Genomic DNA, 25,764 nt, shown 5'->3' on the forward strand with positions numbered 1-25,764 from the left:
TTCCGTCAGAAGTGTTTATTGGCAGTCGTATGCGACGCCGTTGGCCTCGTCGATCTTGCGGATCACGGCCCAATCTTCCTTGAAGGTGATGTCGATAAACTGCGCTTCGCCGTTCTTGCCGAACTCTTCTTCAAGGCCGGTGCCGGACCAGTCAAAGGAGAAGAACGCCTCGCGGATGCTCTCCTGCAGGGCCGGTGTGAGGTTGTAGGCGGTGCCGTAACCCGTGGTCGGGAAAGTCTGCGAGGTATAGATCACCTTCATTTGGTCTTCGGTGACAACGTCACGCTCAATCATGCGCGCCTTGACCGAATTGGCGATCGCCGCTGCGGGGTAGTCTTTGTTGGCGACGCCAAGGATCGAGTTATCGTGTTTGCCAGAGAAGACAGGCTCAAAATCGCTGCCCGCTTCCATGCCGAAATCGGCTTTCAAGATCGCGGAGGGCGCTTTGAAGCCTGAGTTCGAAGTCTCGGAAGTGAAGGCCATTTGGCCACCATTGATGTCTTCGACAGCTTCAATCCCAGAACCCGGATGCGTGATGATCTCCATTTCGTAACCGAAAGAGCCGTCTTCCGCCGCCATCATGGCAAAGGGGCGAAAGCCTGCACAGGCCACGGCCAACGGATTGGAGCCGGTGTTGAAGCCCGCAACATGCAAGCGACCTGCGCGCATCGCTTCGATCTGCGCAGCGTTCGACTGAACGGGGAAGAATTGCACTTCTTTGCCGGTAACCTCGCTCATATGCGCAAGGAACTCAGACCAAACATCAGCGTAAACGGCAGGGTCTTCGACCGGGGTATAGGCGAAGATAAGTGTCGAGGGATCGATCTGATCAGCGGCATCTTGTGGGATGTCGGCGATCAAGTCGCCATCCGCGTCAGAATAACGCTCTCCAAGTTGAAATTCAGCCATAGCCGGTACGGCGCAAAAGGCCGCGATGGTTGCGCCTGCGATGCTATTGGAAAGAAGGGACATGATATCTCCGTCGGATGTGCGGTCGGTGCCGCGTAAGGAAAATGGCAGTCTTCCCGCGCCCTGCCGAACAGCGAGGCGCGTGACCACGCCAGATTGGGCGCAGTCATTTTGTTATTTCACGTAGAGTAGATTTATCAAGCTCACCGTAGCGCGAATTCGCCAAAAAACCGTTTTTTTACAAAAACTTCACATTCAGGAACTCTTCCAGCGGCGTTGTATTACGATCAAAGCACAGGTGCCAAAATGAACGGCAATGCATGAAAATGGCGATTTTTCCCTCGGCCAGTTCTGTTTATAAATTTTTCAATTCAATATTTCATGAATTCACAAAACTGAAACAAACTTTCGTTAGCCCGACGCTGAGCTGCAAACATCGACAGGAGAATATCTGCTCATGCGTACTCTATCCCTCACCACCCTTGCCCTTGCTTTGCCGGGTATGGCTTTCGCCCAAGACGCCGTCCAGGTTGACGGCTCTTCCACGGTTTTTCCGGTGTCCGAAGCCTTTGCCGAAGAATACCAAATCGCAACTGGCAACCGCGTGGTGGTCGGTGTTTCCGGCACCGGCGGCGGCTTTAAGAAATTCTGCCGTGGCGAGACCAGCTTCTCGGGTGCCTCGCGCCCAATCAAAACCGAAGAAGCCGACCTTTGCGCGGAAAACGGCATCGAGTTTCTGGAAATGCCGGTCGCGATGGACGCGCTTGCCGTCATCGTAAACCCAGAAAACCCGCTAACCTGTATGAGCATCGAAGAGCTGAAGACAGCCTATGAGACCGAAGCGCAGGGCAAGATCGATAACTGGAACCAGTTGAATACGGAATACCCGGATCAGCCGCTGACCCTATTCGGGGCAGGCACAGACTCAGGCACCTATGACTATTTCACCTTTGCTGTGATCGGTGAAGAAGGTGCTTCGCGCGGGGATTTCACTGCGACCGAGGATGACAACATTACTATTCAAGGTGTGTCGACCGACCCCGATGCCATCGGCTTTCTTGGTCTAGCCTATGTCGAAGAAAACCGCGGCCGCGTGAAGCCTTTGGAAATCTCCTACAACGGCGGCGATTGTGTTGAGCCTTCGACCGAGAATGCAGCATCGGGCACCTACCAGCCGCTGACGCGGCCGCTGTTCATGTATGTGAACAAAGCCCACCTTGATGAGATGCCGAATGTCGAGGATTTCGCCAAGTTCTTCTTCGATCCGGCCCATGCCATCGATTTGGTATCCTCCACCGGCTACCTCGCACTTCCCGAAGCGGCCTTTACCGCAGCGGAAAAAAAGATTGCGGCCCGCAAGACCGGCTCATTCTTTGACGGCGGCTCCAAGGTTGGCGTGACACCTGACGATCTTCTGGCGGCGAACTAAGCATCGCGCCTTTGCGGCGGGCCGCTGGGTCCGCCGCGCATTTCTTCACGACCGAACGAGGACACGCGTGCCTAATTCTTCCATCCCCACCTCTGCCGAGTTGATCCAAAGCGGTTTCGTCCGACGCCGAAAATGGATCGCGCGCGGTATGAAGACCTTTTTGTTCCTTTGCGCGGCCCTGTCTGTCTTTGTGACCACGGCCATTGTCTTTGTTCTGGTCCGCGACTCTTGGGACTTTTTCGCGAATGTCCCGTTGTTTGATTTCCTCTTCGGCACAATGTGGACGCCGGTATTTGCCAACCCTCAATTTGGCGTGCTGCCGCTCTTGGCTGCGACGCTGCAAACCGCAGGGCTGGCAATGGCAATCGCCGTCCCCTTCGGCCTGATCATGGCGATTTACCTCAGCGAATATGCGCGGCCCGCAGTGCGCGAAACGATCAAACCTGCGCTAGAGATGTTGGAGGCCGTGCCAACGGTGGTTTATGGCTATTTCGCCCTTTTGGTCATGACACCTTTCTTGCAGGGCTTCGTTCCTGGGTTGAAAGGCATCAATTTGTTGGTGCCGGGCATCATACTTGGCATCATGATCCTGCCTTACGTCGTTTCTGTCAGCGAAGACGCGATGCGCGCCGTGCCCAACAGCCTGCGCGAAGGCGGCTATGGGCTGGGTATGGCGAAATGGCAGGTGGCCACACGGATCGTCATTCCCGGTGCCTTTTCCGGTATCACTGCGGCCTTCATTCTTGGGATGTCACGCGCGGTGGGCGAAACCATGGTGCTGGCTGTCGCGGCAGGGCAGAACCCGAACCTGACATGGGATCCCCGCGAAGGGGCCGCGACCATCACCGCCTATATTGTGCAGATGAGCCTCGGCGACGTGGCCCATGGTTCGATCGCCTATCAGTCGATCTTTGCCGTCGGATTGCTGCTTTTCGTCATCACGCTGCTTTTCAACATCATCGGCTTCTATCTGCGCCGTAAATTCCGCGAGGCGTATTGAGATGAGCACGACTACCAAAGGCGCGTTGAGCGCCGCAACCACCAACCAAACCGCCTTTGATGCCGTTCGCAAGGCCAAGCAAAAAGACATCCTTTTCGCCACCGGCGGGCTTGTTGTTATGGCGCTGGCCATGACGCTGCTGCTGGCGCTGATTGGGGATTTGGTCATTCGCGGCGCCACGCGCATCGACTATGGTTTCTTAACCAGCTACCCCTCTCGGTTGCCTGAACGGGCGGGCATTCTATCGGCATGGGTCGGCTCATTGCTGGTGATGCTGGTGACCGCATTTCTCGCCATCCCCATCGGCATTGGCGCGGGGCTCTATCTTGAGGAATATGCCCGCAAAGGGTGGCTGTCGAATTTCATTGAGATCAACGTATCAAACCTCGCTGGGGTGCCGTCGATCATCTATGGCCTGCTCGCGTTGGGCCTGTTTGTCTATGGCTTTAGCTTGGGCAAGACGATCCTTGTCGCAGGGATGACATTGGCCCTGTTGATCCTGCCGATCGTCATCGTTTCAACCCGCGAGGCGGTGCGCACGATCCCCCGGATCATCAAAGAGGGCGCCTACGGGCTTGGGGCAGATCAATGGCAGGTGATGTGGAGCTATATCATCCCTGCCGCCCGCCCAGGCATCCTGACGGGTGCCATCGTCGGGCTGAGCCGCGCCATTGGCGAAACAGCACCAATCATTACCATCGGTGCGCTGACCTTCATCGCCTTTCTTCCCCCTGCTCCGGTGACCGGCGAATTCCCATTCATCTCATTCGCTTGGCTAAACGACGGTTTCACCGTGCTGCCGATCCAGATGTTCAACTGGGTCTCGCGCCCACAAGCGGAATTCCACGTCGCTGCCGCAGCTACCGGCGTGGTTCTGATCGCGCTGACTTTCTCGCTCAACGGGATCGCGATCTGGATCCGCTATCGACTGCGCCAAGGCTATAGGAACTGACCCATGACGGATACCACCATGACCATAGACAAGACAAAGACGGATACGCAGCCGGCGGCCCCCACTAAGGCCGAGCCCGACATGCCGCCCGCCATCAAACCCGCGGCAGAGCGCGATCCGCTGCGCGCACGAATTGAGAACTTTAGCTTTTACTACTCGAACGGCTTTCAGGCGATCAAACAGGTCGACATGCCAATTCTTGATCGCAAGATCACCGCAATCATCGGCCCTTCGGGCTGTGGCAAGTCGACCCTGCTGCGCAGCCTCAATCGGATGCATGACCTCTATCCCGGTAACCGCTATGAGGGCAAAGTGATCCTAGAGCCCGAGGGCGAGAACCTGATCGGGCCTGAGGCCGACCCCGTGCTGGTGCGCCTGCGGGTGGGGATGGTGTTTCAAAAGCCCAACCCCTTTCCAAAGTCGATCTATGAAAATGTTGCTGCCGGGCTCCGCGTGCGGGGGATCAAAAAACGCGCCGTGATTGATGAGGCCGTCGAAACCGCCCTCCGCCGTGCCGCCATTTGGGATGAGGTTAAGGACAAACTGCACGGCTCGGCCTATGACCTTTCTGGCGGACAACAACAGCGCCTTTGCATCGCACGCGGGCTGGCACCCAACCCCGAAATCCTGCTGCTGGATGAGCCGACCTCCGCCCTTGATCCGATCGCCACTGCAAAGGTCGAAGACCTTGTACAGGAGCTGTCGGAAACCGTGACCATCGTGATCGTCACCCACAATATGCAACAGGCCGCGCGGATCTCGCATCGGACGGCGTTTATGTATCTGGGCGAGGCGATCGAGTTTGGGGACACAAACCAGATATTCACCAATCCCAAACACCCCCGCACGGAAAGCTACATCACGGGCCGATACGGGTAAGCATCATCATGTCCCAGCATCCGCATTTCTTGAAATCCTTTGATGCCGCGCTTCAGGTGCTCCGTCAGAACTTCCAGCAAATGGGAAATATGACAGCCGAGAACTGCGTTTTGGCAACCTCCGCATATCTTGCCCATGACGAGGCGCGCGCGCTTGAGGCGATCAACCACGACCTTGATATCGACGAAACCTTTGAACAATTGCGATCGGATTGTTTTGACGTGCTGCTACGGTTTCAGCCCGTCGCAAAGGACCTGCGGCTGGTCATGGGGATTGAACACGCGGTCGGCAATCTGGAACGGGCCGGGGATCACGCCAAGACCATCGCCCGACATGTGATTGCCACACCGAGACAAATGCTAGCCCCCGAGGATCGCATCCGGCTTGACGAAATGGCGGCTTTGGTCGCGCGCACGCTGGGCAAAAGCGTGATCGCGATGACAGATCATTCAACCGAAGCCGCAAAACAGGTTCTGGCTGCGGATCTGCGGGTTGATGCTTATCGCGACGCGGTCTTCGACGCGACGATTGTGGACCTTCAACGGAATGCCGCGCAGGCGCGTGACCACATAGGGCGCATCTTGGTTGCCGTGGCGCTTGAACGGATCGGCGATCACGCCACCAACATCGCAGAAGAGGTGCTATTCGTCTCGCGGGGCGTCGCACCCGGCGCGACCAGAACAGGGTCTGGGATTGGATGACTTGGGGCCGAGCATTGATCGCGGATGAACTCGTATTCGAGTTTGACGACATCGTGCTTGATATAGAATGCCTGCGTGTGCGCCGCGCAGGGCGATTGGTACACCTTGGATCGACTGAGTTCGTCATGCTGGTCGCCTTGATCGAAACCCCCGGCAAGGTCTGGACACGGGCTGCCCTTGTTGATCGCGTTTGGGGCTGGGATGCCAGAGTCGAAGCACGAACGGTTGATGTCCATGTGGCCCGGCTGCGCAAGGCGCTTTGCCAAACCGACAGGTCCTATCCGATCCGAACCGTGCACGGCGTTGGCTATGCCCTCGGCTAAGCGACCCATCGCGCTATTGCGGTTGTCTGGCGGGCCGTTGGGATGCTAAATGCGGTTTCTCGGATGGATTTTCCTCCACGCAAAGCCGCCATCCTACTGTTGTTTTAGGTGTTAAGTCCGGTCAGCCATGAGCGAAAAAGAAAACATTGCGGCACTGGCCGCACTGGCCCACCCGGGGCGCATGGCAGTCTTTCGGCTTTTGGCCCGGCGCACCCCGGATACCGTTTCGGCGGGGGAGCTGAACGAAGCACTTTCGTTAAAACCCAGCACGCTATCGGTTTATCTGGGAATTCTAACGCGCGCGGGCCTTATCCAGCAAACTCGCAGGGGCCGCTCGCTCCACTATAGCATTGATCTCGCGTTAACCGGTTCTTTGATCGAATACCTTGTGACCGATTGCTGCCGTGGTCGCCCAGAACTTTTGACGTCTCTGATATCTCAGCCTCGACCAGACGAAATCACCGGCTCGCAAAAAATCTTTAACGTTCTCTTTGTTTGCACCGGGAATTCCACCCGATCGATCTTTGCCGAAGCGATCCTGAAGGCCGAAGGCGGAGGAAAGTTTCGCGCCTTTTCCGCAGGCACCCGCCCCCGCGCGACCCTTAAGCCCCTCGCAAGTGAGGTGCTGCGTGCCAAAGGGCACGAGATATCGCAGTTCTACCCCAAAAGTTATGACGCCTTCTATGAAGTCTCTGCCCCGCGCATGGATTTTGTCTTTACCGTTTGTGACCGCGCAGCGAACGAAGAATGCCCCCCGCTTTTAGGCCAGCCCGTTACGGCCCATTGGGGCATGACCGACCCCAGCAGGACAGAGGGCACTGAGGCCGAACGCGCCTTAGCCTTCAAGCAGTGCTATGCCACGATGGAGCGCCGTCTAAAGGCATTTACGTCATTGCCGTTTTCCTCCCTTTCGAAGATTTCTTTGCAGCAAGAGCTGGATTTCATCGGACAGACGCCGGAAAAAGTAGACGTTGTTTGAGCGTTGTCTGGTGCGGGGCGTATATTTCTACAATTGCCTATGTAGCTGACAATTAATGGCCGGGCGGTGCCCCTAATTCCGTCGTGTCAACTCAATGCAGCTCTTCCAATCTCTGGCCAGACAGCATTTGCCAAACTTACCTAGTTACGCTATGCGCAGCGCATCGGTCGGGCTGTAGCGCAGCCTGGTAGCGCACCTGCTTCGGGAGCAGGGGGTCGGAGGTTCGAATCCTCTCAGCCCGACCAATTTACCTCTCGCATCACAACGCAGTGTCAGTGTTCGCTCCGTGGCAACGGATTTGCTCAACTATAGACCTTGATCAACATCCAAATCCCCATCCCCAACATCATGACATTCTCGGTAAGCGACACAAACCCCAGCGGGACATTGCTGGACCCGCCCACGCAGGCGCATTTAAGTTCGCGTTTATCGACATAGACCGCCTTGATCACCGACACCGCGCCAATCGAGCCGATGACGATCGCGACCGGGGCCGATAGCCAGGTCAATGCACCCGCGGTCATCAAGATACCCGCCAGTGCCTCGTCAAAGGGATAGATCTTTCCATAGGGCACCCAACGCTGCGCCAGCAGGTCGTAGTTCAAAAACATCGTCGAAAAGCTCTCGGACGTCCTGCAGCTTTTGCACGGCTAAGAAACACATAGATATTGAGATGAACCACTCAAAGGCGCGCAAGGTAAGGATAGTGTCAAAAACATACCACGACAGGCCCAACGCCATCAGAAAAGCCACACCAAAAATCGCGATAACAGGCTGATAGCTTGTGCCTGATTGTTCGTCTTTGGGTTTATCCAAGCCAAAATGGACGCGCAGATCATCGTAGCCACCGATCCGCTCGCCGTCGATATAGGTTTGCGAAGTGGTATCGACCCCTTCTTTCGCCATGAAGGCATCCGTCTCTTCACGGGTCGTAAGGTGGTGATCGTCAATGGTATAGCCTTGCCGTTCCAAGAGGTCTTTCGACTTCAATCCGTAAGGGCAGAGATGTTGCTCCATCACCATCCGGTAAAGGGATGCAGTCTTGCTATGTCCATTGGCCATCATATCCTCCAGTTTACGCGCTTAGGGCGCGCTGCTAAGGAGGAAACAAGTTTCCAGCGCAGGAGAGTTCCGCAACCTGTGCAAATAGTTCCGCGGGAAACGGATTGCGCTCAGCCTGTCGCACGCGACAGACACGTCCTTTCCAACGGCTTTCAGCAGGGGCTACTTAGATGCGCAGCCGGGATCGTGACCGTCCATGTCAGTGTGTTTTCACTGGTCACTGTCTCTGCTGACCCGTTGACCATGGCAGGTGCCAGCACCGAAAGGACTTTGCTGCCAAAGCCTGTCGTTTTCTTGAGCGAAGGATCAAGGGTGATCCCCGTCTCAGCCCAATGAAAGTGCAGCCCGCCCTTTTCTGTATGAGACCAATGGCAGAAGATATGCCCGTTTCCGTCGCTCATCACGCCGTATTTTGTGGAATTGGTCGCCAATTCATGCAGCGCCATACCGATCAGTTGCAAAGCTTGCGGGCCCAGCGAAACAGGAGGGCCGGCCACATCGACAACGTCGTCTTGTCCGTGCAAAAATGGATCTAACTGCGCCCGAACCAGCTGATCAAGGTCAACGGACGACCACCCCCCATCGACCAATAGGTCGGTCGAACGGGCAAGCGCTTGAATGCGATCCCCGAAGGATTTGTTAAACTCGGCCAGTGATTTGGCAGATTTGGCCGTTTGACGCTGCATCGCTGTGACCAATGACAGCATGTTCTTTGCGCGATGAATAACTTCGCGCGAGACCAGATCGCGCACCTCCTCAGCCTTCCGCGTGGCCGTCACATCATGGTGAATATTTGAGATCGAAACGATGTCACCAGAGAGCGTGCGAATGGGCGTGCAGGCAATCGTCACATGGCGCTTTGTGCCATCTTTCGCGACACGTACCGCATCGAACTGGCGCAGATTGCCCGCCACGATCTGATCGCGATACTCAAGCACGCTGGTTGGCCAATCCCGCGGATAGAGCAACTCAACCGACTGGCCCAAAGCCTCCTGTTCGGTATAGCCATAAAGCCGCTCTGCCGCCGGGTTCCAACTGATGATGCACCCTTCCAGATCATAGGTCAGAATCGCTTCGCCCGTGGTGGCGACCAGCGCGGCGAAGGTCTCGGCCTGCAGATGGGCGCGTTCAATGTCATCATGGGCCATGCGTCGGGTGGTCACATTGCGGTGCTGAAGCAGCAAACAAGGCACCCCCCGGATCGCCATACGGTTGGCATTCAGTTGAAACCAACGCCGCACACCCGGCCCATCACAGGGGTATTCACCCTCAAAGGGCGCGCCGGTTTTGAGCGCTGTCCGAAGCCCGTCCAAAACGGCCTCGGCCTGCACTACGGCGTCCAACACAGCCAATTTGCAGATGTCGAAGTAATTGGCCCCCACATAATGCGACTTCAGGTCACCGCCGTTTTCTTCGCAAAAGAGTTTCCAAGCCGTATTGGCCGCCACAATCGTTCCCGTGGCGTCAAGGATCACGACCTCATCGGTCATTGCCTCTATCAATTCAAAATGGCTGGCGTCGAGCGCTACGCTCTGAGTGCTTTGCAACATATCAGTACAATAGCCCAGTTCCGGGACTGGCTAAAGTTAACATAGGTATAATCACCAAGCGCAAACCCGTTGTTCTATCGGGCACCAATGGCCTCAGTCGTGCCAAAAACCGTGTGTTTTAGATCACATTTGCTTTAGCAAACACCTTCTTCCTTGAACCTCCAGCGGGGAAAGGCCGTTAGTCCCTCATACACGCATATGCGTCTGCCTCCGGCAGTGGCGCAATTACGGAGCGAATACATGCTAACACGACGACATTTCATTCAAACAACCACCGCGCTGTTTTCCAGTGCCATCGCCACGCCGCTGATGGCCCGCACCCGCCCCACTAGCGCCGAGAAGGCTGCGTGGGACGCGCGGATCACCCCCGCAGGCTTTGACCCCGCGACCAGCAACCCTTGGGGTGTACACCCCCGCTTCTTGCCGCAGCGCGTGGTTGCCAATGATAACCTACGGGTCGGCGACGTTCACGTGGACGCCGTTGCGCGCTATGTTTACCACATCGAAGAAGGTGGCACCGCGATGCGTTACGGCGTGGCGATTGCGCGCGGCAACCTTTACGAGCCCGGTACTTATACGATCAAGCGCAAGGTGGAATGGCCGCATTGGACACCCACCCAAAACATGATTAAGCGCGATCCTGAACTCTATGCTGGCCTTGAAGACGGCGTACCACCCGGCCCGGAAAACCCGCTCGGCTCGCGTGCGCTGTATCTATTCGAAGGCAACCGCGACACCTATCTGCGCATCCACGGCACCCCTCAGCCGCAAAGCATCGGTGGCCGGGCAAGCTCGGGCTGTGTGCGGATGATCATGGCGCATATCAATCAGCTTTACCCGAATGTGCGGACCGGCTCGACCGCCTACCTCTATTCGGCGGAAGAAAGCGTTGTCGCGCGCAGTTAAGCGCTGGCGACAAGCGGGGGGCCACCCAGTAGCGGCCCCCCGTTAGCAATTCAGACCTTAATTCAAGCCGCGCTTTTGGTGCAGATCGGGTTGCCGCCCACCGCACGGAGCGGCACCAGAGTTGTCTCAACCGGGCCGTTATGTTCGTACCAGTAACAACCATCTTCGGGCCGCAAACGCGCCGTCGACAAGTCTTGGTTTGGCGCGGCAAGGTTAACCACCGCCTCTGACACTTTGCCTACGCGGGCAGGTTTGCCCTCTGGCCCTGTCGCGGGTACCGTACAGCCGGCGACGACCAGCAATGCCGCCCCGATCACATATGTTCCTGTCTTCATCGAAGCCTCTGCCATTCATAATTATATCGCGGGCAATCTGACAGACCGGGTGGGGATTTCAAGCAGCAAGGGGCGCTGGCCTGCTGTTTGAGGCACAAGCTCACACCCTTGTTAAGCCTGCGCCCCCTGTTATGCCGCTTGAAGACCGTTGCCGCATCGCAAAACGCCTGCAAAGCACGGGCCCACCCTACCGCCAACCAACAGGCTCCAAGCGCCCTCTACAGCAGATTAGGTCTGTTCCGCCGCGAACCCTTTCCCGATGATCGGTCCCGTCGGACGGCCGGTCGGAGACCCACCAAGGGGTTCAAGCGTGACCTCATAAAGCTGCTCGGCGCTTGGGTCCGGCAGATCGTCAAAGGACAACTGCGCCGCCCCCGCGCCGGTCAATACACCAAGGGATGTGGGGCCCATGTCGGTTGATGGCAGGGTCCAGACTTGCAAACTTCGATCTGCGGGCACGGGCACATCCGCCACGAAGCGGACGGTGGCCGTATCATTCCCGTAATCGTCGACAACCGCCTGCGGCACGCCTTGGGCATCCATCAAAACGGCAACGACCTTGGGCGCTGGCGCCGGCTGCATCCACGCAACCCCAAAGCCCACTGCAATACCCGCCAAGGAGGCGGCCAGCATCCCGGCCAGCCACGGCTTGGGCGCGGCGGGCTGGTTCGCGGGATTTTCTGTCTGAACCCCGGCAAATTGCATCTTGGGCAGTTGGTCTTTGTTGGCCAACTGTTCTGCAACTTGCACGCCAAAGCCTTCTGGCAGGTCCACCGGGGCCGCAGACAGATCAAGCGGCAGCAGACGGTCGCGCAGATCACCGACACGCTGTGCCAGCTCGAGATCGCGGGCCATGATCTCTTCCACCAGCGCGGCTTCGGTAGGCGTCAAAAGGCCCAGAACATATTCGTCTGAAAGGGCGATGATCTCTGCTGATAGATCGGTCATGACAAACACTCCTTCAGAGCCTGTAAACCCCTACGGATCAAAGACTTGATCGTACCAAGAGGCACATCCTGCCTCGTTGAGATTTCGGCGTGACTGTAGCCTGCGACATGGGCCAGTAGAATGGCATGGCGGCTTTGACTGTCTAACCCGCCAAGGCAATCACGAATGCGGCTGGGCCCGGCAAGGATTTCCCAGCCTTCTTCGGGCACGATCTGCTGGCGGCTTTCTTGCAATGTCGCAAGATCGGCCGGAGCCAGCGTGCTGAGCCGCTTGCCCCCCCGCAGAATATTCAGACAACGATTGCGCAATATCGCATAGATCCAGCCCCGTGCAGAGCCGCTACTGGCGTTGAACTGCTTGGCCATACGCCACACTTGCAGCATGGCATCCTGAAGCGCCTCTTCGGCCAGATCGCGACGGGCCAGAATACGCTGCGCGACACCCAAAAGCTGTCTACCCTCGCTCTCAAGAATGGCATCGACACCAGCCTGATTACCCGCAGCACAATCGGCAAGCGCCCGCGAAAGCAGAGTGGACCGCGCGTCTGCGTCCGTATCTTTAGCCAAAATGGACTCCTCCCTGAATTCCCACACCGTAATGGGCAACCCCGCCGGAATGAAAGGGAAAGCCTGTCGTGGCAACGCTAATGCGACCGTTAAATTCTGCATAGATTTAACCTCTCTTACCCCTGAAGACACCCGGCGGAGCGATGCGGATGCAATTTTTTCAAAAAACCTGCATCCAATTTTCGGGCTGGCGTGTCTTCGAGATATGGACGGCGATAACCGCCGTGCTTTTGAAGTCCAAACAAAGGGAATTTAACCATGCTTCGTATCGCAGCTTTCTCCACCACAGCTTTGACCCTGTCGCTTTCGGCCGCCGTCGCGGCACCGGCGGTTGGCCTTGTCGGTGAAAAGACTTTGGTCATGTTCGACACAGAAACCCTAGCCGTTTCGGGCACGATGGATGTAACCGGCGTTGACAGCCTGCTTGGCCTTGACCTGCGCCCTTCCAACAACACATTGGTCGGCGTCACACCTGACATGCAGATCGTGAGCATTGATCCCGCGTCTGGCGAAGCGACAGAAATGTCGATGATGGACACGCCGCTGCCGGTCGAAGATCAGCCCGTCATCGTTGATTTCAATCCAATGGCCGACAAACTGCGCTTTATGACCGGCACGACCAACCACCGCGTTGACGTCGATACCGGTGCCGTGACCGTCGATGGCAGCCTTGATTGGGAAACCGGTGACATGCACGTCGGCGAAACACCCGCAATTGCCGCCGCCGCCTACATCAACAGCTACGGCAAACCCGACAGCACCGCGATGTTTGACATCGACTCGACCATCGTTGCCGTGATCCAACAGGTCTCCCCCAACGACGGGACATTGGGCGCGATCGGCAAGCTGGGCATCGACGCTCCCGAAGCGGCCTATGCATTCGACATCCAAACCACTGCCGAGATGGAAAACATGGCATGGTTGGTCAACGGCAACACGCTTTACTCCGTTGATCTGGAGACAGGTGCCGCCACCGAAACAGGCATGATCGAAGGTGTCGACGGCATGATCCGCGACATCACCATCCTGCCAGCAATGTAATCTGCGGCGATACCATAGTAGCGGGCCCAAACTGGGGCCCGCTACACGAAACGACTTCTGGATACCTACGCGGACCGTGTAGAAGCTTCGCGTTTGGAGCGATCAGCCAGCGTTGCAGCGCCTATGATGTGCCCCCTCCTGCAGCAGACGCCCCTCGCGCCTTGCGACGTAGGCGGAGCTCCAACTCCACCGTTTCAAGACTGGAAAACGCAGGCTGCAAGCTGCTTTTGATAAGCGCGAAGACGGCTCAACTCAGGCAATGGCCCTCATTCAGGACCAGAGCGTAAGCGTCACCATAAAAAATAAGGCTCAAGCTGTTTGCTTGAGCCCCATAGTTTTACAATGGCATCCTGAAAGAAGCTTCGATCAATTATTGCCGATTGCTTCGTTCATGATTTGGGTCGCTTCGTTTACCCATTCCTCACCGCCGATATCAGCGGCAAAGCTTGGCCAAAGCGCTTTGGCGGCTTCTTGCCATTTTTCTTCGTCCTCAGGCGCACCCGTTAAGGTCATACCGAGTTCCACCAGTTTCTCTTTGGCAGCGGCAGTTTCCTTGGCGGAAACCTCACGCTCATAAGAAGCTGCCTCTTCGCCCGCCTTGTCGAGAGCAGCTTGCAGGTCTTCCGGCAGCCCCTGATAGAACCGATCAGATACGATGATGGGTCCTGACCAGATCAGGTAGTGAACCTCGGTGATATACTTCTGAACTTCGTAGAATTTCGAAGAGATCGCCGTGGTATAGGGGTTTTCTTGCCCGTCGATCACACCCTGCTGCAACGCGGGGAAAACTTCGGCCCAAGCCATTGGGATTGGGTCCAGACCCCAAGATTTGAACGTCTCAATGGCGATGTTGTTCTTTGACACGCGAATTTTCAGACCCTTAAGGTCTTCAAGTGTTTTTACTTCGCGTTCTCCATTGGTCAGAACACGAAACCCTTTTTCGAAATAGCCCAGCACACGCACACCAGCCTCTTTCGGCAGACGCTCGTTAAGCGGGCCTTTGAGGGCATCCATCGCGGCATGCGCTTCCTCGTTCGACGTGAAAGCATAGGGCAGCATCATCACGCCAACGGATGGGGCCAGCGGGACGAGGTTACCTGTATAAAGGATCTCAGACTCAATCGACCCCATCCGCAGCGCCTGCGCTACTTCCTGTTCCGAGCCAAGCTGGTTCGAGGGGAAAATCTGCACATCAATCCGACCGTCGGAGTATTTCTCGACAAGCTCTTCAAATTTCAACGCGCCCTTGTGGGTCGGGTTGTTTTCGTTGTCACCATGGCTCAGGCGCATGGTGTACTCGGCTGCTGCCGCTGGTAGTGCGACCAACAGGGCAAGCGCCGCCGTGGATAGTCTCTTGGTTAGGTAGTTCATGGTTCTCTCCTCCAGTAAAAAATCAATTGATGAAGCCCATCAGTCTGGGCAGCCATAGCGTCAGTTCTGGGATGAAAGCGACGAGCACCATCACCAGTATTTCTGCGCAAAGGAATGGAATTGATGCTTTCGATACGCGCTCGACCGTGGTGTTCCCAATCTCTGCCGCAACAAAGAGGTTCACCCCCAATGGCGGTGTGGAGTAACCGATCTCACAAGCGATGACGAAGATGATGCCAAACTGAATCGGATCGATCCCGACATTTGCCACCACGGGCAGAAGCAGCGGAGTGAGGATAATGATCTGCGTGAGCGTCTCCATCCACATCCCGATGAAGACCAGCATCAGCAACACCAGCAGGATCAGCAGGATCGGATTCGAAACGGCATCAATCAGATAGCCAGACACCATCTGCGGCACTTGAAACATCGACAACATCCGCCCGATGATCCGCCCTGTGACCAGCACCAGCATCACCGTCCCAGTGATTCGCACCGCATAGACCACGGCATCAAAGAACAATCCGAGCTTGATTTCACGGTAGACGAATACACCGACCAGCAACGCATAAAGCACGGCCACGACCGATGCTTCGGTCACTGTAAAGACACCGGTATAAATTCCGCCCAAAATGAGGATGGGCGCGGCCAAGGCCCATTTTGCTTCCCATGCGGCCTGCCGGATATGGGACAGGCTGCGCTCATTCACGCCACCCGAGCTATATCCCCGCTTGACCGAGATGAAGCGGCTGGTCATCCAAAGCGCCACGGCCAGCATCAGCCCGGGCACGACGCCCGCCACAAACAACGCGCTGATCGACGTTTCCGAGGTGATGCCATAGATAATCATCGGGATCGAAGGCGGGATGACCACCCCAATCCCCCCCGCCGAAGAGGTGATCGCCGCGCCAAACCCCTTGTCATAGCCATCTTTAATCATAGCGGGGATCATGATTGACCCGATGGCGGCCGTCGTCGCCGGACCAGACCCCGAGATTGCCGCAAAGAAGGTACACGCGACGATTGTCACGGTCGCCAAACCGCCCGGCGCAGGGCCAACGATTGCCCGGCTAAAGCCGATAAGCCTGCTCGTCAGGCCGCCCTTCTCCATCAAGGTGCCCGCCAGAATGAACATCGGCACGGCGATGATGGTGAATTCGTCCACCGCTGAGTAAGCGGTCTGTACGAGGTAAGACATGGGCATATTGGCCGAAGCCATAGTGACCACGGCGGCAAATCCGATGGAGACCGCCACAGGAACGCCCAGCAGCAGCAGAACAACGAAAGAGCCTGCCATCAAGAGTGTCGGATCCATCGTTATTCTCCGATCCGCGAGTCGACGGGCCCTTGCCCGGTTCGCCATCTACGCAGCATGACCTGCACGATGCGGACCGACATAAAGGCAAAGCCCAGCGGCACGATCATCTGAACCCAAACGAGATTGATGCCCGTCGTTTGCGAAATATAGGGGAACTCAAACATTGATACCGTGAAATGGTAACCGTGCCAGATCACCACCGCATTGAAGGCAAGCCAGATCAAATCTGCCAGCGTTAACATGACCAATCGGGCCTTGGGCGGCAGCATTTCAATATGCAGCGACACACGGATGTGCCGGTCACCTGCAGCAGCAATGACAAAACCGAAATAGACAGCCCAGACAAAGGCAAAACGGCTTACTTCTTCAAGCCAGCTAAACGACCGCCCCATGCCGAACCGAGCAATAACCTGAAAGCCGAGCAACACGACCACAAGGGTCATCAGAAGCGCCCCCAACCATTCTTCAGGCGTGCGGCCCCCAAGATACCTACGCATTCATTCTCTCCTTTGAAAACGCGCCTATCTCTGCGCGGCAGGTGGCCGGGTCTGCGCAGGCAAGGGTCTTCACCCATTTAGCGACGTTGGCAGAAAACCCGCTATCCGCCTGCAAGCGCGGAGACCAGATCGGCAGGGCAAGAACTGCCTGCGCAAGATCTGTGGCAGAACCGTTATGGCGCTCTCTTAATTCGGCGACCGTTCGGCCCAGCGGATCTTGAGTGACCACGCCGTCTGCATCGGGGGTCATATTGCCTGCTTGCAAGGCCCACCCTGCCAAGACCATGGCCTGCGGTTCAGCGCAGAGGCCGCGTTCGATCCGCTCGGCGGCTGGCGCCCCAATTCGCTGGGGCAACTTGAAACTCGCGTCGCTGGCGATCTGGTTGAGCGGGTGATGAATGGTCGGGTTTTGCAAGCGCTTTAGGCTGGTGCCCGCATAGTCCGAAAGGTTCTCGCCAGCGGGGCATTCCAATGTGTCAGACTGCGACGGAAAGAAGATTGCGGCCCAATTCTGCAAGACAGGATCCATTGCGGCGCCATGCGAACTCTCGTGTCCACAAAGACGCCCCAGTTCGGCATAGGAAGATTGGATGCCGTTCAGCAGGCGGTGCTTCATATGCTCATAAGGCGCCAGCACATCAACGATCTGTACGCCGACATCCTCAAAGACTGGGCGGTCAGAAGCGAAACGATTTTCAATGACCCACTGCCGGAACGGTTCAGCGACCACGCCAAGCGAACTGCGATGACCACAAGCTGCCTCGAGCCGTGCGCGCCCCGCGTCTGACATAGCCGGAACGATGCGATCCACCATCGACGTGGGGAATGCCACATTCTCTTCAAGCCATTTGGAGAGGTTCGGGAAAACACGTGCTGCATAGTCCCGCAGGACAGAGCCCAGCAAAACCCCGTTGTCGGCGACGTTGTCACAGCTTGCCAAGGTGATTGGGCGCCCGCCACTGCGGCGACGTTGTTCCAGCATCCATGCAAGATAGCCAATCGCTGTAGTGGGCGTTTCCGGATTGGCCAAATCCGCCCCAACGGCATTCAGATCAAGGTCCATGCTACCTGATAAGTGGCAATATCCCTTTTCAGTGATCGTCAGCGTGGCGAATTCAATATCGCTCCAATCGACGCCACGGGCGTCTTGCGCATCCCAAAGCTGAAGCAACGTGCCGATCGGTCGACAAACGGCGCCATCGTCATCTTCTTTAAGAAGTACATAGTTCGCGCCTTCAGCCGCATGGGTGCCTGCGATATCCGGTGGCGTCAGATTGATGCCCACCACGCCCCAGCTTGGGCCGTTCGCTTCACGTGCAAGATCGTCATAGTACTCTTCCTGGTGCGCGCGGTGAAATGCACCAACCCCGATATGCGCGGCGCGCGGGCGCAGTTTTCTGCGATCATAAGGGAAGTTACTACTCATCAGAAATGCACCATGACCTTTAGCGCGTCGGTCTTATCCAAGGCGCGGTCAAAGGCGGCATCCGGATCGTCGAGCGACATATCTGCCGATATCATCGGGCGCAGATCGACCTCTTCCGCAACAATCTGGCGGACGGCCTCTGCAAATTCATCGATAAACCGATATGTGCCAACCAGCTTGATCTCTCGGGTTAGCAGTTTGGCGAAATCTACCGGCGCTTTCGGAGGCAAGAAGCCGACCTGAACCACTGTGCCGCGCGGTTTTGACACCGAGATTGCCATGCTGAGAGCGGGCGCCGCGCCTGACGCCTCGAAAACAGCATCGCAGCGGGGCGTATCGGTTAGGCCAGCCATCGCCGCTGGATCAGCCGCATCAAACAATTCATCTATACCAAGTGCTTTGGCGCGCTTGAGCGCTGCCGGTGCAATATCACTCATTAAAATACGCGCGGCACCCGCTGCGCGTGCAGCGGTGGCACACATTTGCCCTATCACCCCTGCCCCGGTGACCAACACAGTGGCTCCGCGCAAATCGCCCGCCATAGAGACCGCATGCAGGGCGACGGCATAAGGCTCAGCCATCGCCACGTGGCGCATGTCAGTGTCCTCTGGCAGCTTGATGCACTGGCGCGCTTCCACCACCAAGTCGCTGGCGAACCCACCGTCGCAATGCGGAAAACGTGCTGCGCTACCCATAAAAGACATGTCAGTGCACAAGTTGGACAGACCCCGCTGGCAATAATCGCATGTCTGGCAGGGCAGCGCGGGAGTTACCGCGACTTTATCGCCGGGCGCGAAATCTGCCACGCCCTCGCCCACACCGGAAACGACAGCGGAAAACTCATGGCCCAAAACCATCGGGCCGCGCAGGATCGAATCGCCAACTTGCCCGTGCTCGTAATAGTGAAGATCTGACCCGCAGATGCCACCGTAAGCGAATGAAAGTAGAAGCTGACCCGCCATTGGAGAAGGCGTCGGACGCGTTTCTATCGCGATATTTCGCGCCCCGTGAATCACACACGCGTTCATAAATCCCCCTCCTCGTTCATCAAACTTTGCCCTTGATGTGTGACGTCTTAGAACATAAAGTTCACACACAGGTCAATATAGAATACAAATTCTAAAACAGAAAACGGAGGGCCGGGAAGTCAGTGGGAAACAAGATGGCAACCGACGAGGACACCCCTCAACGCGATTTCAAAGCGCTGCGTGAAGATATCGCCGCATCTTACGATGATCTCAGCAACCGACTGAAACTTATCGCGGATTTCACACTGCGCGACCCATCCGGCTTTGCCCTGCGCACGGCTGCGGTATTGGGGGATGAGATCGGCGTCGCACCATCAGCCATTATTCGTTTTGCCAAGCACTTCGGGTTTTCAGGCTTCTCAGAGCTTCAGTCGGTCTTCCGCGACGAGCTTCAAGCCAGCTCCACGCCCTATCAGGACCGGATCAGAAACCTAGAAAAAAGCGGCGCTGCCCGTGATACGGCTGAGATGACCGACCGTTTTGTCGAAGCGGGCATCGCATCTCTGCGGGAGTTGCAGCGCAGCACGCCCATCGACAAGATTGAGACAGCAGCCCGTTTACTGGCAGATGCCCGCATCGTGCATGTTCTGGCACAAAAACGGACATTCACCGCCGCCACTTACCTTGTCTATAATCTGGCACGCCTCGAAGTCCCCGCCAACCTTCTGGATGGCAGCGGGGGGACCTTGGACCAACAGATGATGATGATCAGCCCCGAAGACACCGTGGTGGCCATCTCATTTCATCCAAGTGCCGAAGACACAGTACGGTCTTTCGAGCGCGCCCGCGCCATCGGCGCCCGCACGATTTCGATCACTGATCTGCCTCGCGCTCCATTCACAAATGCCGATAGCTGCTTCCAAATTTCCGAGGCGAGCGTCGACGGCTTTAGATCGCTAAACGCAACGATTTCACTCGCACTCATTCTGGCGATCCGCGCCGGAACGCTTTGCGGCGAAGAACGACCCAAAGAAGATTAAGGACCCACCATGGCCACACAGCCTATGCCCATTTATGATATCATCACAATCGGTCGTTCCTGCGCCGATCTTTATGCTGACCAAATTGGCTGTCGCATGGAAGATGCACGTAGCTTCTCTAAATATGTTGGGGGATGCCCGACCAATATCGCAGTCGGGGGTGCCCGTCTCGGCCTCAAAACCGCGCTTCTAAGCCGGGTCGGTGACGATCAGATCGGTCGGTTCGTCCTTGAAACACTTAAGGCCGAAGGCGTGGAGACCCGCGGTGTGGCCACCGATCCAGAACGGTTGACCGCAATGGCCTTTCTCGGGATCGAAGACGATCGGAATTTCCCCTTGCTCTTCGTTCGCACGGATTGCGCCGACGCTGCATTGTGCGAGGATGACGTCGACCCGGATTTCATCCGGTCCGCCAAAGCCATTGTCGTATCAGGCACACATTTCTCGAAACCTCATTTGGAAGCCGCAAGCTTCAAAGCGATGCGGATAGCCAAAGAGGCTGGCCGCAAGATCATCTTTGACATCGACTATCGCCCCAATCTCTGGGGGCTTTTGGGCGCAGGCGCAGGCGACGTTCGCTTCATCGCCGATGCGAAAGTAACTGCCCGGGTCCAGAGCATCCTGCCTGATTGCGACGTTGTCGTAGGCACTGACGAAGAAGTGCATATCGCAGGCGGCTCGACCGACACGCGCGAGGCCCTTCTCAACATCCGCAAACTTACGAAAGCGACGATCGTACTCAAGACCGGCCCCAAAGGGTGTCTGGTTTTCCCTGATGCAATTCCACAGAACATCGAGGACGGAATATCATCCGAGGGTTTCCCCGTCGAAGTGTTTAACGTGCTGGGGGCCGGAGATGGCTTTATGGCGGGCTTCCTTCGTGGGTACGTCCGTGATCTCCCGCTGGAAGACTGCTGCCGCATTGCAAACGCCTGCGGCGCGCTGGCTGTCTCTCGCCACGGCTGCGCGCCATCCTATCCAAGCTGGGAAGAGCTTGAGTTCTTCCTCGACCGCGGCGTGGTAAATCCGCGCCTGCGCGAGGATGCTGACCTTGAGCACGTCCATTGGGCCACCAACCGACGCGGACAGTGGGACAACATTTGCGCCTTTGCCATCGATCACCGCATGCAACTTGAGACGATGGCTAAGGATGTCGGCGCTGATCCAGAGCGTATTGCGAAATTCAAAGATCTCGCACTCGACACAATGCTGAGTGCGCGGCGTCCGGATATGAACCTCGGCACCCTGCTTGATAGCAAATATGGCCGCCAAGCCCTATTCCGCGCCGAAAAGGAAGGCCTGTGGATCGGTCGCCCGGTCGAACTGCCGGGTTCGCGCCCCCTGCAATTTGAAGGCGCACCGTCCCTGGGGGCCGAGGTGGCGTCATGGCCGGACGATCATGTCATCAAATGTCTTGTCTTTTACAATCCCGACGATCCGGAAGCCTTGCGCCGTCAGCAATTGGATCAATTGCACCGCCTTGCCTCCGCGGCCCGTCTCAGCCGCCATGAGTTCCTTATTGAGGTAATCGGAACAGCAGAGGGCAAGGTAGGAGAGATGGCCACCTCAGAGGCCATGCAGCAGATCTATGACGAAGGAATCCGCCCGGACTGGTGGAAGCTAACCGACCAAACCAAGGCAGGTTGGGCGGCGATCAGCGCAGTAATTGAAAGCAATGACAGGTGGTGCCGAGGCATCCTATTGCTCGGCTTGGATGCACCATTCGACAAGCTTGAAAGCAGTATCGCACGCGCGGCAGACAGCCGACATGTTCGTGGCTTCGCAGTAGGGCGCACGATTTTTGGCGATGCAGCGCGGGCTTGGCTTGCAAACGCTATCGACGATGCGACGGCTCAGAAGATGATGAAAGAACGTTTCGAGCGCCTCATCAACTGCTGGGTAAAGGCACGCCGACAAGAAGCGGCCTAAGCCGGTTGACCAGAAGGCAAACGGAGCTGGCAGAGCTTCAGCAGCAGTTCGCTCGCCCCACGGCAGAATGTAGCGGCGAAGCTTCTTTGCCAGCAATCGTGGTGGCCGCAGTGCACCATGCGTAGGCGTGGCCAAATTGAGGAAGGCGCGGGCTCTGAACCGAAGCAGTACGCGGATCGGCCAAGTGAGATCTCTGCTCCCGAGACCATGGGCTGCACCGGTTTGTACGATTGAAGCTCGAAATGAGGGTCAAATACGGCGCCGCATAGTTTAGGCGAACCGAAGAGATTCAATTTTCAGAAACGTGGTATACTGATTTGTAAACAATTCTTGGCGACCCCGGCAGGATTCGAACCTGCAACCTGCCCCTTAGGAGGGGGCTGCTCTATCCAGTTGAGCCACGGGGCCGACAGGGGCGGTTTATCGCAAGCACGGGCCGATGTCATCGGCAGAATGGCAACCGATTGGACCTGCTTCGCAGTACCGCGGCGGCAATGCTTGATCGCGCCTCCCGCTTCGCGCTAACTATGGCAGAGGCAAACAGGAAAACCAAATTGACCACACCCCCCAAACGCCCGTTGACCCTGCGCGATGTATCCGATGCATGTGGCGTTTCCGAGATGACGGTCAGCCGTGTTCTGCGCAAGCGTGGGGACGTATCCGACGCCACCCGCGACCGCGTGCTTGCTGCTGCCAAGGCACTTGGCTATGTGCCCAACCAGATCGCCGGATCGCTGGCCAGCCAACGGGTGAACCTCGTTGCCGTCGTGATCCCTTCGCTGGGCAATATGGTGTTCCCCGAAGTGCTGAACGGCATTAATCAGGTGCTCGAAGATACACCGCTGCAGCCGGTCGTGGGAGTCACCGACTACCTTCCCGAGAAAGAAGAGCGGGTGCTTTACGAGATGCTGTCGTGGCGGCCCTCGGGGGTGATCATCGCAGGGTTAGAGCATTCGGAGGCCACCCGCGCCATGCTGCGCAATGCGGGCATTCCGGTGGTTGAGATCATGGACACCGATGGCAAACCCATTGACGCGATGGTGGGCATTTCGCACCGCCGCGCGGGGCGCGAGATGGCGCAGGCGATCCTGCGCGAAGGCTATGAGCGGATCGGTTTCATGGGCACGAAAATGCCGCTGGATCACCGCGCGCGAAAACGGTTCGAGGGCTTTACCGAAGGGCTGGCCAAGGCAGGGGTGGAGATCGAAGACCGGGCCTTTTACTCCGGCGGCTCCGCGCTGGCTAAGGGGCGCGAGATGACGCAAGAGATGCTGGAACGCTCGCCCGACCTAGATTTTCTCTATTACTCCAACGATATGATCGGCGCGGGCGGCTTGCTGCACCTGATCGACCGAGGCATCGACATTCCCGGTCAGATTGGCCTTGCCGGGTTTAACAACGTCGAACTGCTACAGGGTCTGCCGCGTCAATTGGCGACGATGGACGCCTGCCGGAACGAGATCGGTCAGGCCGCCGCGCGGATCATCCTCAATCAGACGGTCCCCGAACCCGACCCCGATCTGCAGACCCAGGTCACCCTGACCCCGACGCTGTCGCTGGGCGATACCCTGCGCCGTCGCCGTCGGGGGTGAGCCGCCCGACGCTTGGCAATGCCGCCGCGCGGCGGTTGTTTCTGGCGCGTCACCTGCTGTCTGAGCCGCCACAGGGCCTGGCCAAGGGCACGGCTCTGCTGAAGGTGATCCATGATCTGGGCTTTGTGCAACTCGACAGCATCAACACGGTGGCGCGGGCGCATGATCTGATCCTCTTTGCCCGCCGCCCACGCTACCGCCCTGCTGCACTGAAACGGCTCTATGAAAAAGACCGCGCGCTGTTTGAGCATTGGACCCATGACGCCGCCGTCATCCCGATGGACTTCTACACTCAATGGCACCTGCGCCGGACCCGCGATGCGGCGAAGCTTTTGGGCCGCTGGAAGGATTGGCAGCGCCATGATTTCGAGGCGCAGATGGAAAGCGTGCTGGCGCAGGTCCGCGCAGAGGGCACCGTTACCTCATCGGATGTGGGCCAGGACGAGCCGCGCAGCAGCGGGGGCTGGTGGGAATGGCATCCCTCGAAAACCGCGCTTGAATATCTCTGGCGCAGCGGTGCGCTGGCCGTGGCCGGGCGTGAGGGGTTTCGCAAGCGTTATGATCTGACCGAACGGGTGGTGCCCGCTGTGCTTCACGATCCGGCCAATGCCCCCGATACCGCGCAGACCATCGACTGGTGCTGCGACCAAGCACTGGCGCGTTTGGGCTTTGCCACGGCCGGAGAGTTGGCAGCCTTCTGGGCACATATTTCCCCCGCCGAGGCGCGCGGATGGTGCGCGGCGGAGCTGGCTGCTGGGCGGTTAGAGGAAGTAAATATCGAGGCTGCCGACGGCAGTTTGCGCCCCGCCTTCCTCCGCCCCGGCTGGGCCGATGACCCTGCCCTCACACGCGATCCACCCAAGCGCCTGAGGGTGCTCAGCCCTTTCGACCCCGTCCTGCGGGATCGCAAACGCGCGGCACGGCTCTTCGGTTTTGATTATCGGATCGAGGTCTTCGTGCCAGAGGCGCAGCGCAGATACGGCTACTATGTCTTTCCGCTGCTACAGGGCGACAGGCTGGTGGGCCGCGTCGACATGAAAGCCCATCGTGACGCGGATGAGTTGCGCGTCACCGCGCTTTGGCCCGAGCGTGGCGTCCGCTGGGGCAAGGGACGGCAAGAGGCGTTTGAGGCAGAGTTGCAACGTCTCCTGCCGCTTGCCGGGGTGAGCCAAGTCTGTTTTGCCGACGACTGGTTGCGCGATCCGGTCTAGGCGAAGCTGGGCGGCAGCAACCCTGCGTGAAACCAGTTGAGATAGCTGTGGATCGAATGCACGGGCCGCCCGGTCGCCGCCGCGATGTCGGGGGCATATGGCACCATATTCGTGCATTCCAACAGGATCGCGCCGACATCCGCATAGGCCTCCACCAACCGCTGCGCCGCCTGCACCATCTCAATCCGCGCCTGCGCCACGTCGAGGTCGGGCAGATTGCCAAGAATGGACCGGGCAAAACTGCTGCCTTCCAAACCCATCACCGGGCTCCCCTTGGGCACCCTTGCCGCGCGCAGATGGTTGGGCGAGAGGGAGCTGGCAGAGATCGTCAAAATCCCTACCCTTTGCCCCGGCGGCAGACAGGCCGCGATCTGCCCCGCCTGCTCCAACGCCGAGGCAGCGACGGGCACGCTCAGCGCCTCGGCCAGACGGGGTCGGATCAGCGCCAAGAAGCCGCAGGTGGTCGCGATGCCGGTGCAGCCTTTGGCGGTTAACTCTCGCCCCACGGCGATAAAGGCCTGCACGAAGGGTTCGATGTCATCGCAGACAATCGCCTCAGGCGTGGCCCCCGGCACCACTGCATAGCGCACCGGAAAGGACCAACTGCCCGCGTTGCCCACATCACCCAGAATTCGAGGAAACCGCGTGTCGAGCATAAGTATCCCCAACCGCGCGCCCGTCTCGTTTGTCATATGCCCTCCGTTTAGACGCAGGGTGCCTTTGCGGGCAGGGCGAGACAAGCGAAACCGGAACGATGACATTTTATCAGCATTTTGTTGACGTGGTGATTTTTTGTGTAAAAGATGCCCCAAAGGAACCAAACCATGACCCA

The 25,764-nt window shown here is 57.7% G+C and carries 24 protein-coding genes, 2 tRNA genes and 1 pseudogene; 14 read left to right on the forward strand and 13 right to left on the reverse strand.

Going from position 1 to position 25,764, the window contains the following annotated elements:
• Positions 1 to 15 precede the first annotated feature (15 nt).
• The gene (phnD, locus tag ACSQ16_RS18065) at positions 16 to 972 is read right to left on the reverse strand and encodes a phosphate/phosphite/phosphonate ABC transporter substrate-binding protein (RefSeq protein ID WP_243262037.1); all 957 of its coding nucleotides are present in this window, start codon (positions 970 to 972) and stop codon (positions 16 to 18) included.
• A 394-nt stretch (positions 973 to 1,366) separates the two neighbouring features.
• Between phnD and ACSQ16_RS18070 the strand changes: the two genes are divergently transcribed.
• The 8 genes from ACSQ16_RS18070 (at position 1,367) to ACSQ16_RS18105 (ending at position 7,417) form a co-directional block, all read left to right on the forward strand.
• Positions 1,367 to 2,338 carry a PstS family phosphate ABC transporter substrate-binding protein gene (locus tag ACSQ16_RS18070; RefSeq protein ID WP_243262036.1) on the forward strand — a complete coding sequence of 324 codons (972 nt, stop codon included), beginning with the start codon at positions 1,367 to 1,369 and terminating at the stop codon, positions 2,336 to 2,338.
• A 67-nt stretch (positions 2,339 to 2,405) separates the two neighbouring features.
• The gene (gene pstC, locus ACSQ16_RS18075; RefSeq protein ID WP_243262035.1) at positions 2,406 to 3,338 is read left to right on the forward strand and encodes a phosphate ABC transporter permease subunit PstC; all 933 of its coding nucleotides are present in this window, start codon (positions 2,406 to 2,408) and stop codon (positions 3,336 to 3,338) included.
• A 1-nt stretch (position 3,339) separates the two neighbouring features.
• Positions 3,340 to 4,290 carry a phosphate ABC transporter permease PstA gene (gene pstA, locus ACSQ16_RS18080; protein ID WP_243262034.1) on the forward strand — a complete coding sequence of 317 codons (951 nt, stop codon included), beginning with the start codon at positions 3,340 to 3,342 and terminating at the stop codon, positions 4,288 to 4,290.
• Positions 4,291 to 4,371: 81 nt separating this feature from the next.
• The gene (gene pstB / locus ACSQ16_RS18085; protein WP_093927973.1) at positions 4,372 to 5,169 is read left to right on the forward strand and encodes a phosphate ABC transporter ATP-binding protein PstB; all 798 of its coding nucleotides are present in this window, start codon (positions 4,372 to 4,374) and stop codon (positions 5,167 to 5,169) included.
• Between the two features lie 8 nt (positions 5,170 to 5,177).
• A complete protein-coding gene (gene phoU, locus ACSQ16_RS18090) occupies positions 5,178 to 5,870 on the forward strand; it encodes a phosphate signaling complex protein PhoU (RefSeq protein WP_243262033.1) in 693 nt (230 codons plus the stop codon).
• The gene (locus ACSQ16_RS18095; protein ID WP_243262032.1) at positions 5,867 to 6,193 is read left to right on the forward strand and encodes a winged helix-turn-helix domain-containing protein; all 327 of its coding nucleotides are present in this window, start codon (positions 5,867 to 5,869) and stop codon (positions 6,191 to 6,193) included. Before phoU ends, ACSQ16_RS18095 begins: the two co-directional genes overlap by 4 nt.
• A gap of 127 nt (positions 6,194 to 6,320) precedes the next feature.
• Positions 6,321 to 7,172: a helix-turn-helix domain-containing protein gene (locus ACSQ16_RS18100; RefSeq protein ID WP_243262031.1), complete on the forward strand. Its 852-nt coding sequence runs from the start codon at positions 6,321 to 6,323 to the stop codon at positions 7,170 to 7,172.
• Between the two features lie 168 nt (positions 7,173 to 7,340).
• Positions 7,341 to 7,417: transfer RNA gene (locus tag ACSQ16_RS18105), tRNA-Pro, on the forward strand.
• A gap of 57 nt (positions 7,418 to 7,474) precedes the next feature.
• Here ACSQ16_RS18105 and ACSQ16_RS18110 read toward each other — a convergent pair.
• Together ACSQ16_RS18110 and ACSQ16_RS18115 are read right to left on the reverse strand one after the other, a co-directional pair.
• Positions 7,475 to 8,237: pseudogene (locus ACSQ16_RS18110) on the reverse strand (MauE/DoxX family redox-associated membrane protein).
• Between the two features lie 149 nt (positions 8,238 to 8,386).
• On the reverse strand, positions 8,387 to 9,724 hold the full coding sequence (locus ACSQ16_RS18115) for a sensor histidine kinase (protein ID WP_243262030.1): 1,338 nt from the start codon (positions 9,722 to 9,724) through the stop codon (positions 8,387 to 8,389).
• A 300-nt stretch (positions 9,725 to 10,024) separates the two neighbouring features.
• Between ACSQ16_RS18115 and ACSQ16_RS18120 the strand changes: the two genes are divergently transcribed.
• Complete coding sequence (locus tag ACSQ16_RS18120) at positions 10,025 to 10,690, forward strand: L,D-transpeptidase (protein ID WP_093927763.1); 666 nt, start codon at positions 10,025 to 10,027, stop codon at positions 10,688 to 10,690.
• 62 nt (positions 10,691 to 10,752) lie between these two features.
• Here the strand turns inward: ACSQ16_RS18120 and ACSQ16_RS18125 are convergent, their stop codons facing one another.
• The 3 genes from ACSQ16_RS18125 to ACSQ16_RS18135 all read right to left on the reverse strand — a co-directional run bounded on the left by ACSQ16_RS18125 (position 10,753) and on the right by ACSQ16_RS18135 (position 12,539).
• Positions 10,753 to 11,025: a hypothetical protein gene (locus ACSQ16_RS18125; RefSeq protein WP_243262029.1), complete on the reverse strand. Its 273-nt coding sequence runs from the start codon at positions 11,023 to 11,025 to the stop codon at positions 10,753 to 10,755.
• A 228-nt stretch (positions 11,026 to 11,253) separates the two neighbouring features.
• On the reverse strand, positions 11,254 to 11,973 hold the full coding sequence (locus tag ACSQ16_RS18130; RefSeq protein WP_317405587.1) for an anti-sigma factor: 720 nt from the start codon (positions 11,971 to 11,973) through the stop codon (positions 11,254 to 11,256).
• Positions 11,970 to 12,539, reverse strand: coding sequence for a sigma-70 family RNA polymerase sigma factor (locus ACSQ16_RS18135; protein WP_243262026.1), 570 nt, complete (start codon positions 12,537 to 12,539; stop codon positions 11,970 to 11,972). The genes ACSQ16_RS18130 and ACSQ16_RS18135 overlap by 4 nt, the downstream gene beginning before the upstream one ends.
• A 258-nt stretch (positions 12,540 to 12,797) precedes the next feature.
• Between ACSQ16_RS18135 and ACSQ16_RS18140 the strand changes: the two genes are divergently transcribed.
• Positions 12,798 to 13,580, forward strand: a complete 783-nt coding sequence (locus ACSQ16_RS18140; protein WP_243262024.1) for a DUF4394 domain-containing protein — start codon at positions 12,798 to 12,800, stop codon at positions 13,578 to 13,580.
• A gap of 366 nt (positions 13,581 to 13,946) precedes the next feature.
• On the opposite strand, the gene ACSQ16_RS18145 is transcribed toward ACSQ16_RS18140, so the two are convergent.
• From ACSQ16_RS18145 to ACSQ16_RS18165, 5 genes are read right to left on the reverse strand one after another with little or no spacing between them, the layout of a single operon-like run.
• Positions 13,947 to 14,951 carry a TRAP transporter substrate-binding protein gene (locus tag ACSQ16_RS18145; protein WP_243262023.1) on the reverse strand — a complete coding sequence of 335 codons (1,005 nt, stop codon included), beginning with the start codon at positions 14,949 to 14,951 and terminating at the stop codon, positions 13,947 to 13,949.
• Between the two features lie 22 nt (positions 14,952 to 14,973).
• Positions 14,974 to 16,266, reverse strand: a complete 1,293-nt coding sequence (locus ACSQ16_RS18150) for a TRAP transporter large permease (RefSeq protein WP_243262021.1) — start codon at positions 16,264 to 16,266, stop codon at positions 14,974 to 14,976.
• Positions 16,267 to 16,268: 2 nt separating this feature from the next.
• Positions 16,269 to 16,766, reverse strand: coding sequence for a TRAP transporter small permease (locus ACSQ16_RS18155; protein WP_243262020.1), 498 nt, complete (start codon positions 16,764 to 16,766; stop codon positions 16,269 to 16,271).
• Positions 16,759 to 18,192, reverse strand: a complete 1,434-nt coding sequence (locus tag ACSQ16_RS18160; RefSeq protein ID WP_243262018.1) for a mannitol dehydrogenase family protein — start codon at positions 18,190 to 18,192, stop codon at positions 16,759 to 16,761. Before ACSQ16_RS18160 ends, ACSQ16_RS18155 begins: the two co-directional genes overlap by 8 nt.
• The gene (locus tag ACSQ16_RS18165) at positions 18,192 to 19,154 is read right to left on the reverse strand and encodes an L-idonate 5-dehydrogenase (RefSeq protein ID WP_243262017.1); all 963 of its coding nucleotides are present in this window, start codon (positions 19,152 to 19,154) and stop codon (positions 18,192 to 18,194) included. Before ACSQ16_RS18165 ends, ACSQ16_RS18160 begins: the two co-directional genes overlap by 1 nt.
• A 200-nt stretch (positions 19,155 to 19,354) precedes the next feature.
• Between ACSQ16_RS18165 and ACSQ16_RS18170 the strand changes: the two genes are divergently transcribed.
• Together ACSQ16_RS18170 and ACSQ16_RS18175 are read left to right on the forward strand one after the other, a co-directional pair.
• Positions 19,355 to 20,200 carry a MurR/RpiR family transcriptional regulator gene (locus ACSQ16_RS18170; RefSeq protein ID WP_243262016.1) on the forward strand — a complete coding sequence of 282 codons (846 nt, stop codon included), beginning with the start codon at positions 19,355 to 19,357 and terminating at the stop codon, positions 20,198 to 20,200.
• A gap of 9 nt (positions 20,201 to 20,209) precedes the next feature.
• Positions 20,210 to 22,129 carry a bifunctional 5-dehydro-2-deoxygluconokinase/5-dehydro-2-deoxyphosphogluconate aldolase gene (locus ACSQ16_RS18175; RefSeq protein WP_243262015.1) on the forward strand — a complete coding sequence of 640 codons (1,920 nt, stop codon included), beginning with the start codon at positions 20,210 to 20,212 and terminating at the stop codon, positions 22,127 to 22,129.
• Positions 22,130 to 22,460: 331 nt separating this feature from the next.
• Here the strand turns inward: ACSQ16_RS18175 and ACSQ16_RS18180 are convergent.
• A tRNA-Arg gene (locus ACSQ16_RS18180) sits at positions 22,461 to 22,537 on the reverse strand.
• Positions 22,538 to 22,683: 146 nt separating this feature from the next.
• Between ACSQ16_RS18180 and ACSQ16_RS18185 the strand changes: the two genes are divergently transcribed.
• Both ACSQ16_RS18185 and ACSQ16_RS18190 read left to right on the forward strand, forming a co-directional pair.
• On the forward strand, positions 22,684 to 23,721 hold the full coding sequence (locus tag ACSQ16_RS18185; protein ID WP_243262014.1) for a LacI family DNA-binding transcriptional regulator: 1,038 nt from the start codon (positions 22,684 to 22,686) through the stop codon (positions 23,719 to 23,721).
• Positions 23,718 to 24,932 (forward strand): winged helix-turn-helix domain-containing protein, encoded by a 1,215-nt coding sequence (locus ACSQ16_RS18190; protein ID WP_243262013.1) that lies wholly within the window; start codon positions 23,718 to 23,720, stop codon positions 24,930 to 24,932. Before ACSQ16_RS18185 ends, ACSQ16_RS18190 begins: the two co-directional genes overlap by 4 nt.
• Here the strand turns inward: ACSQ16_RS18190 and ACSQ16_RS18195 are convergent.
• Positions 24,929 to 25,624, reverse strand: coding sequence for an aspartate/glutamate racemase family protein (locus ACSQ16_RS18195; RefSeq protein WP_243262012.1), 696 nt, complete (start codon positions 25,622 to 25,624; stop codon positions 24,929 to 24,931). The genes ACSQ16_RS18190 and ACSQ16_RS18195 overlap by 4 nt on opposite strands.
• Positions 25,625 to 25,764: the final 140 nt, after the last annotated feature.

Source organism: Sulfitobacter sp. SH24 (assembly GCF_965641895.1).
Lineage (GTDB): Bacteria > Pseudomonadota > Alphaproteobacteria > Rhodobacterales > Rhodobacteraceae > Sulfitobacter > Sulfitobacter dubius.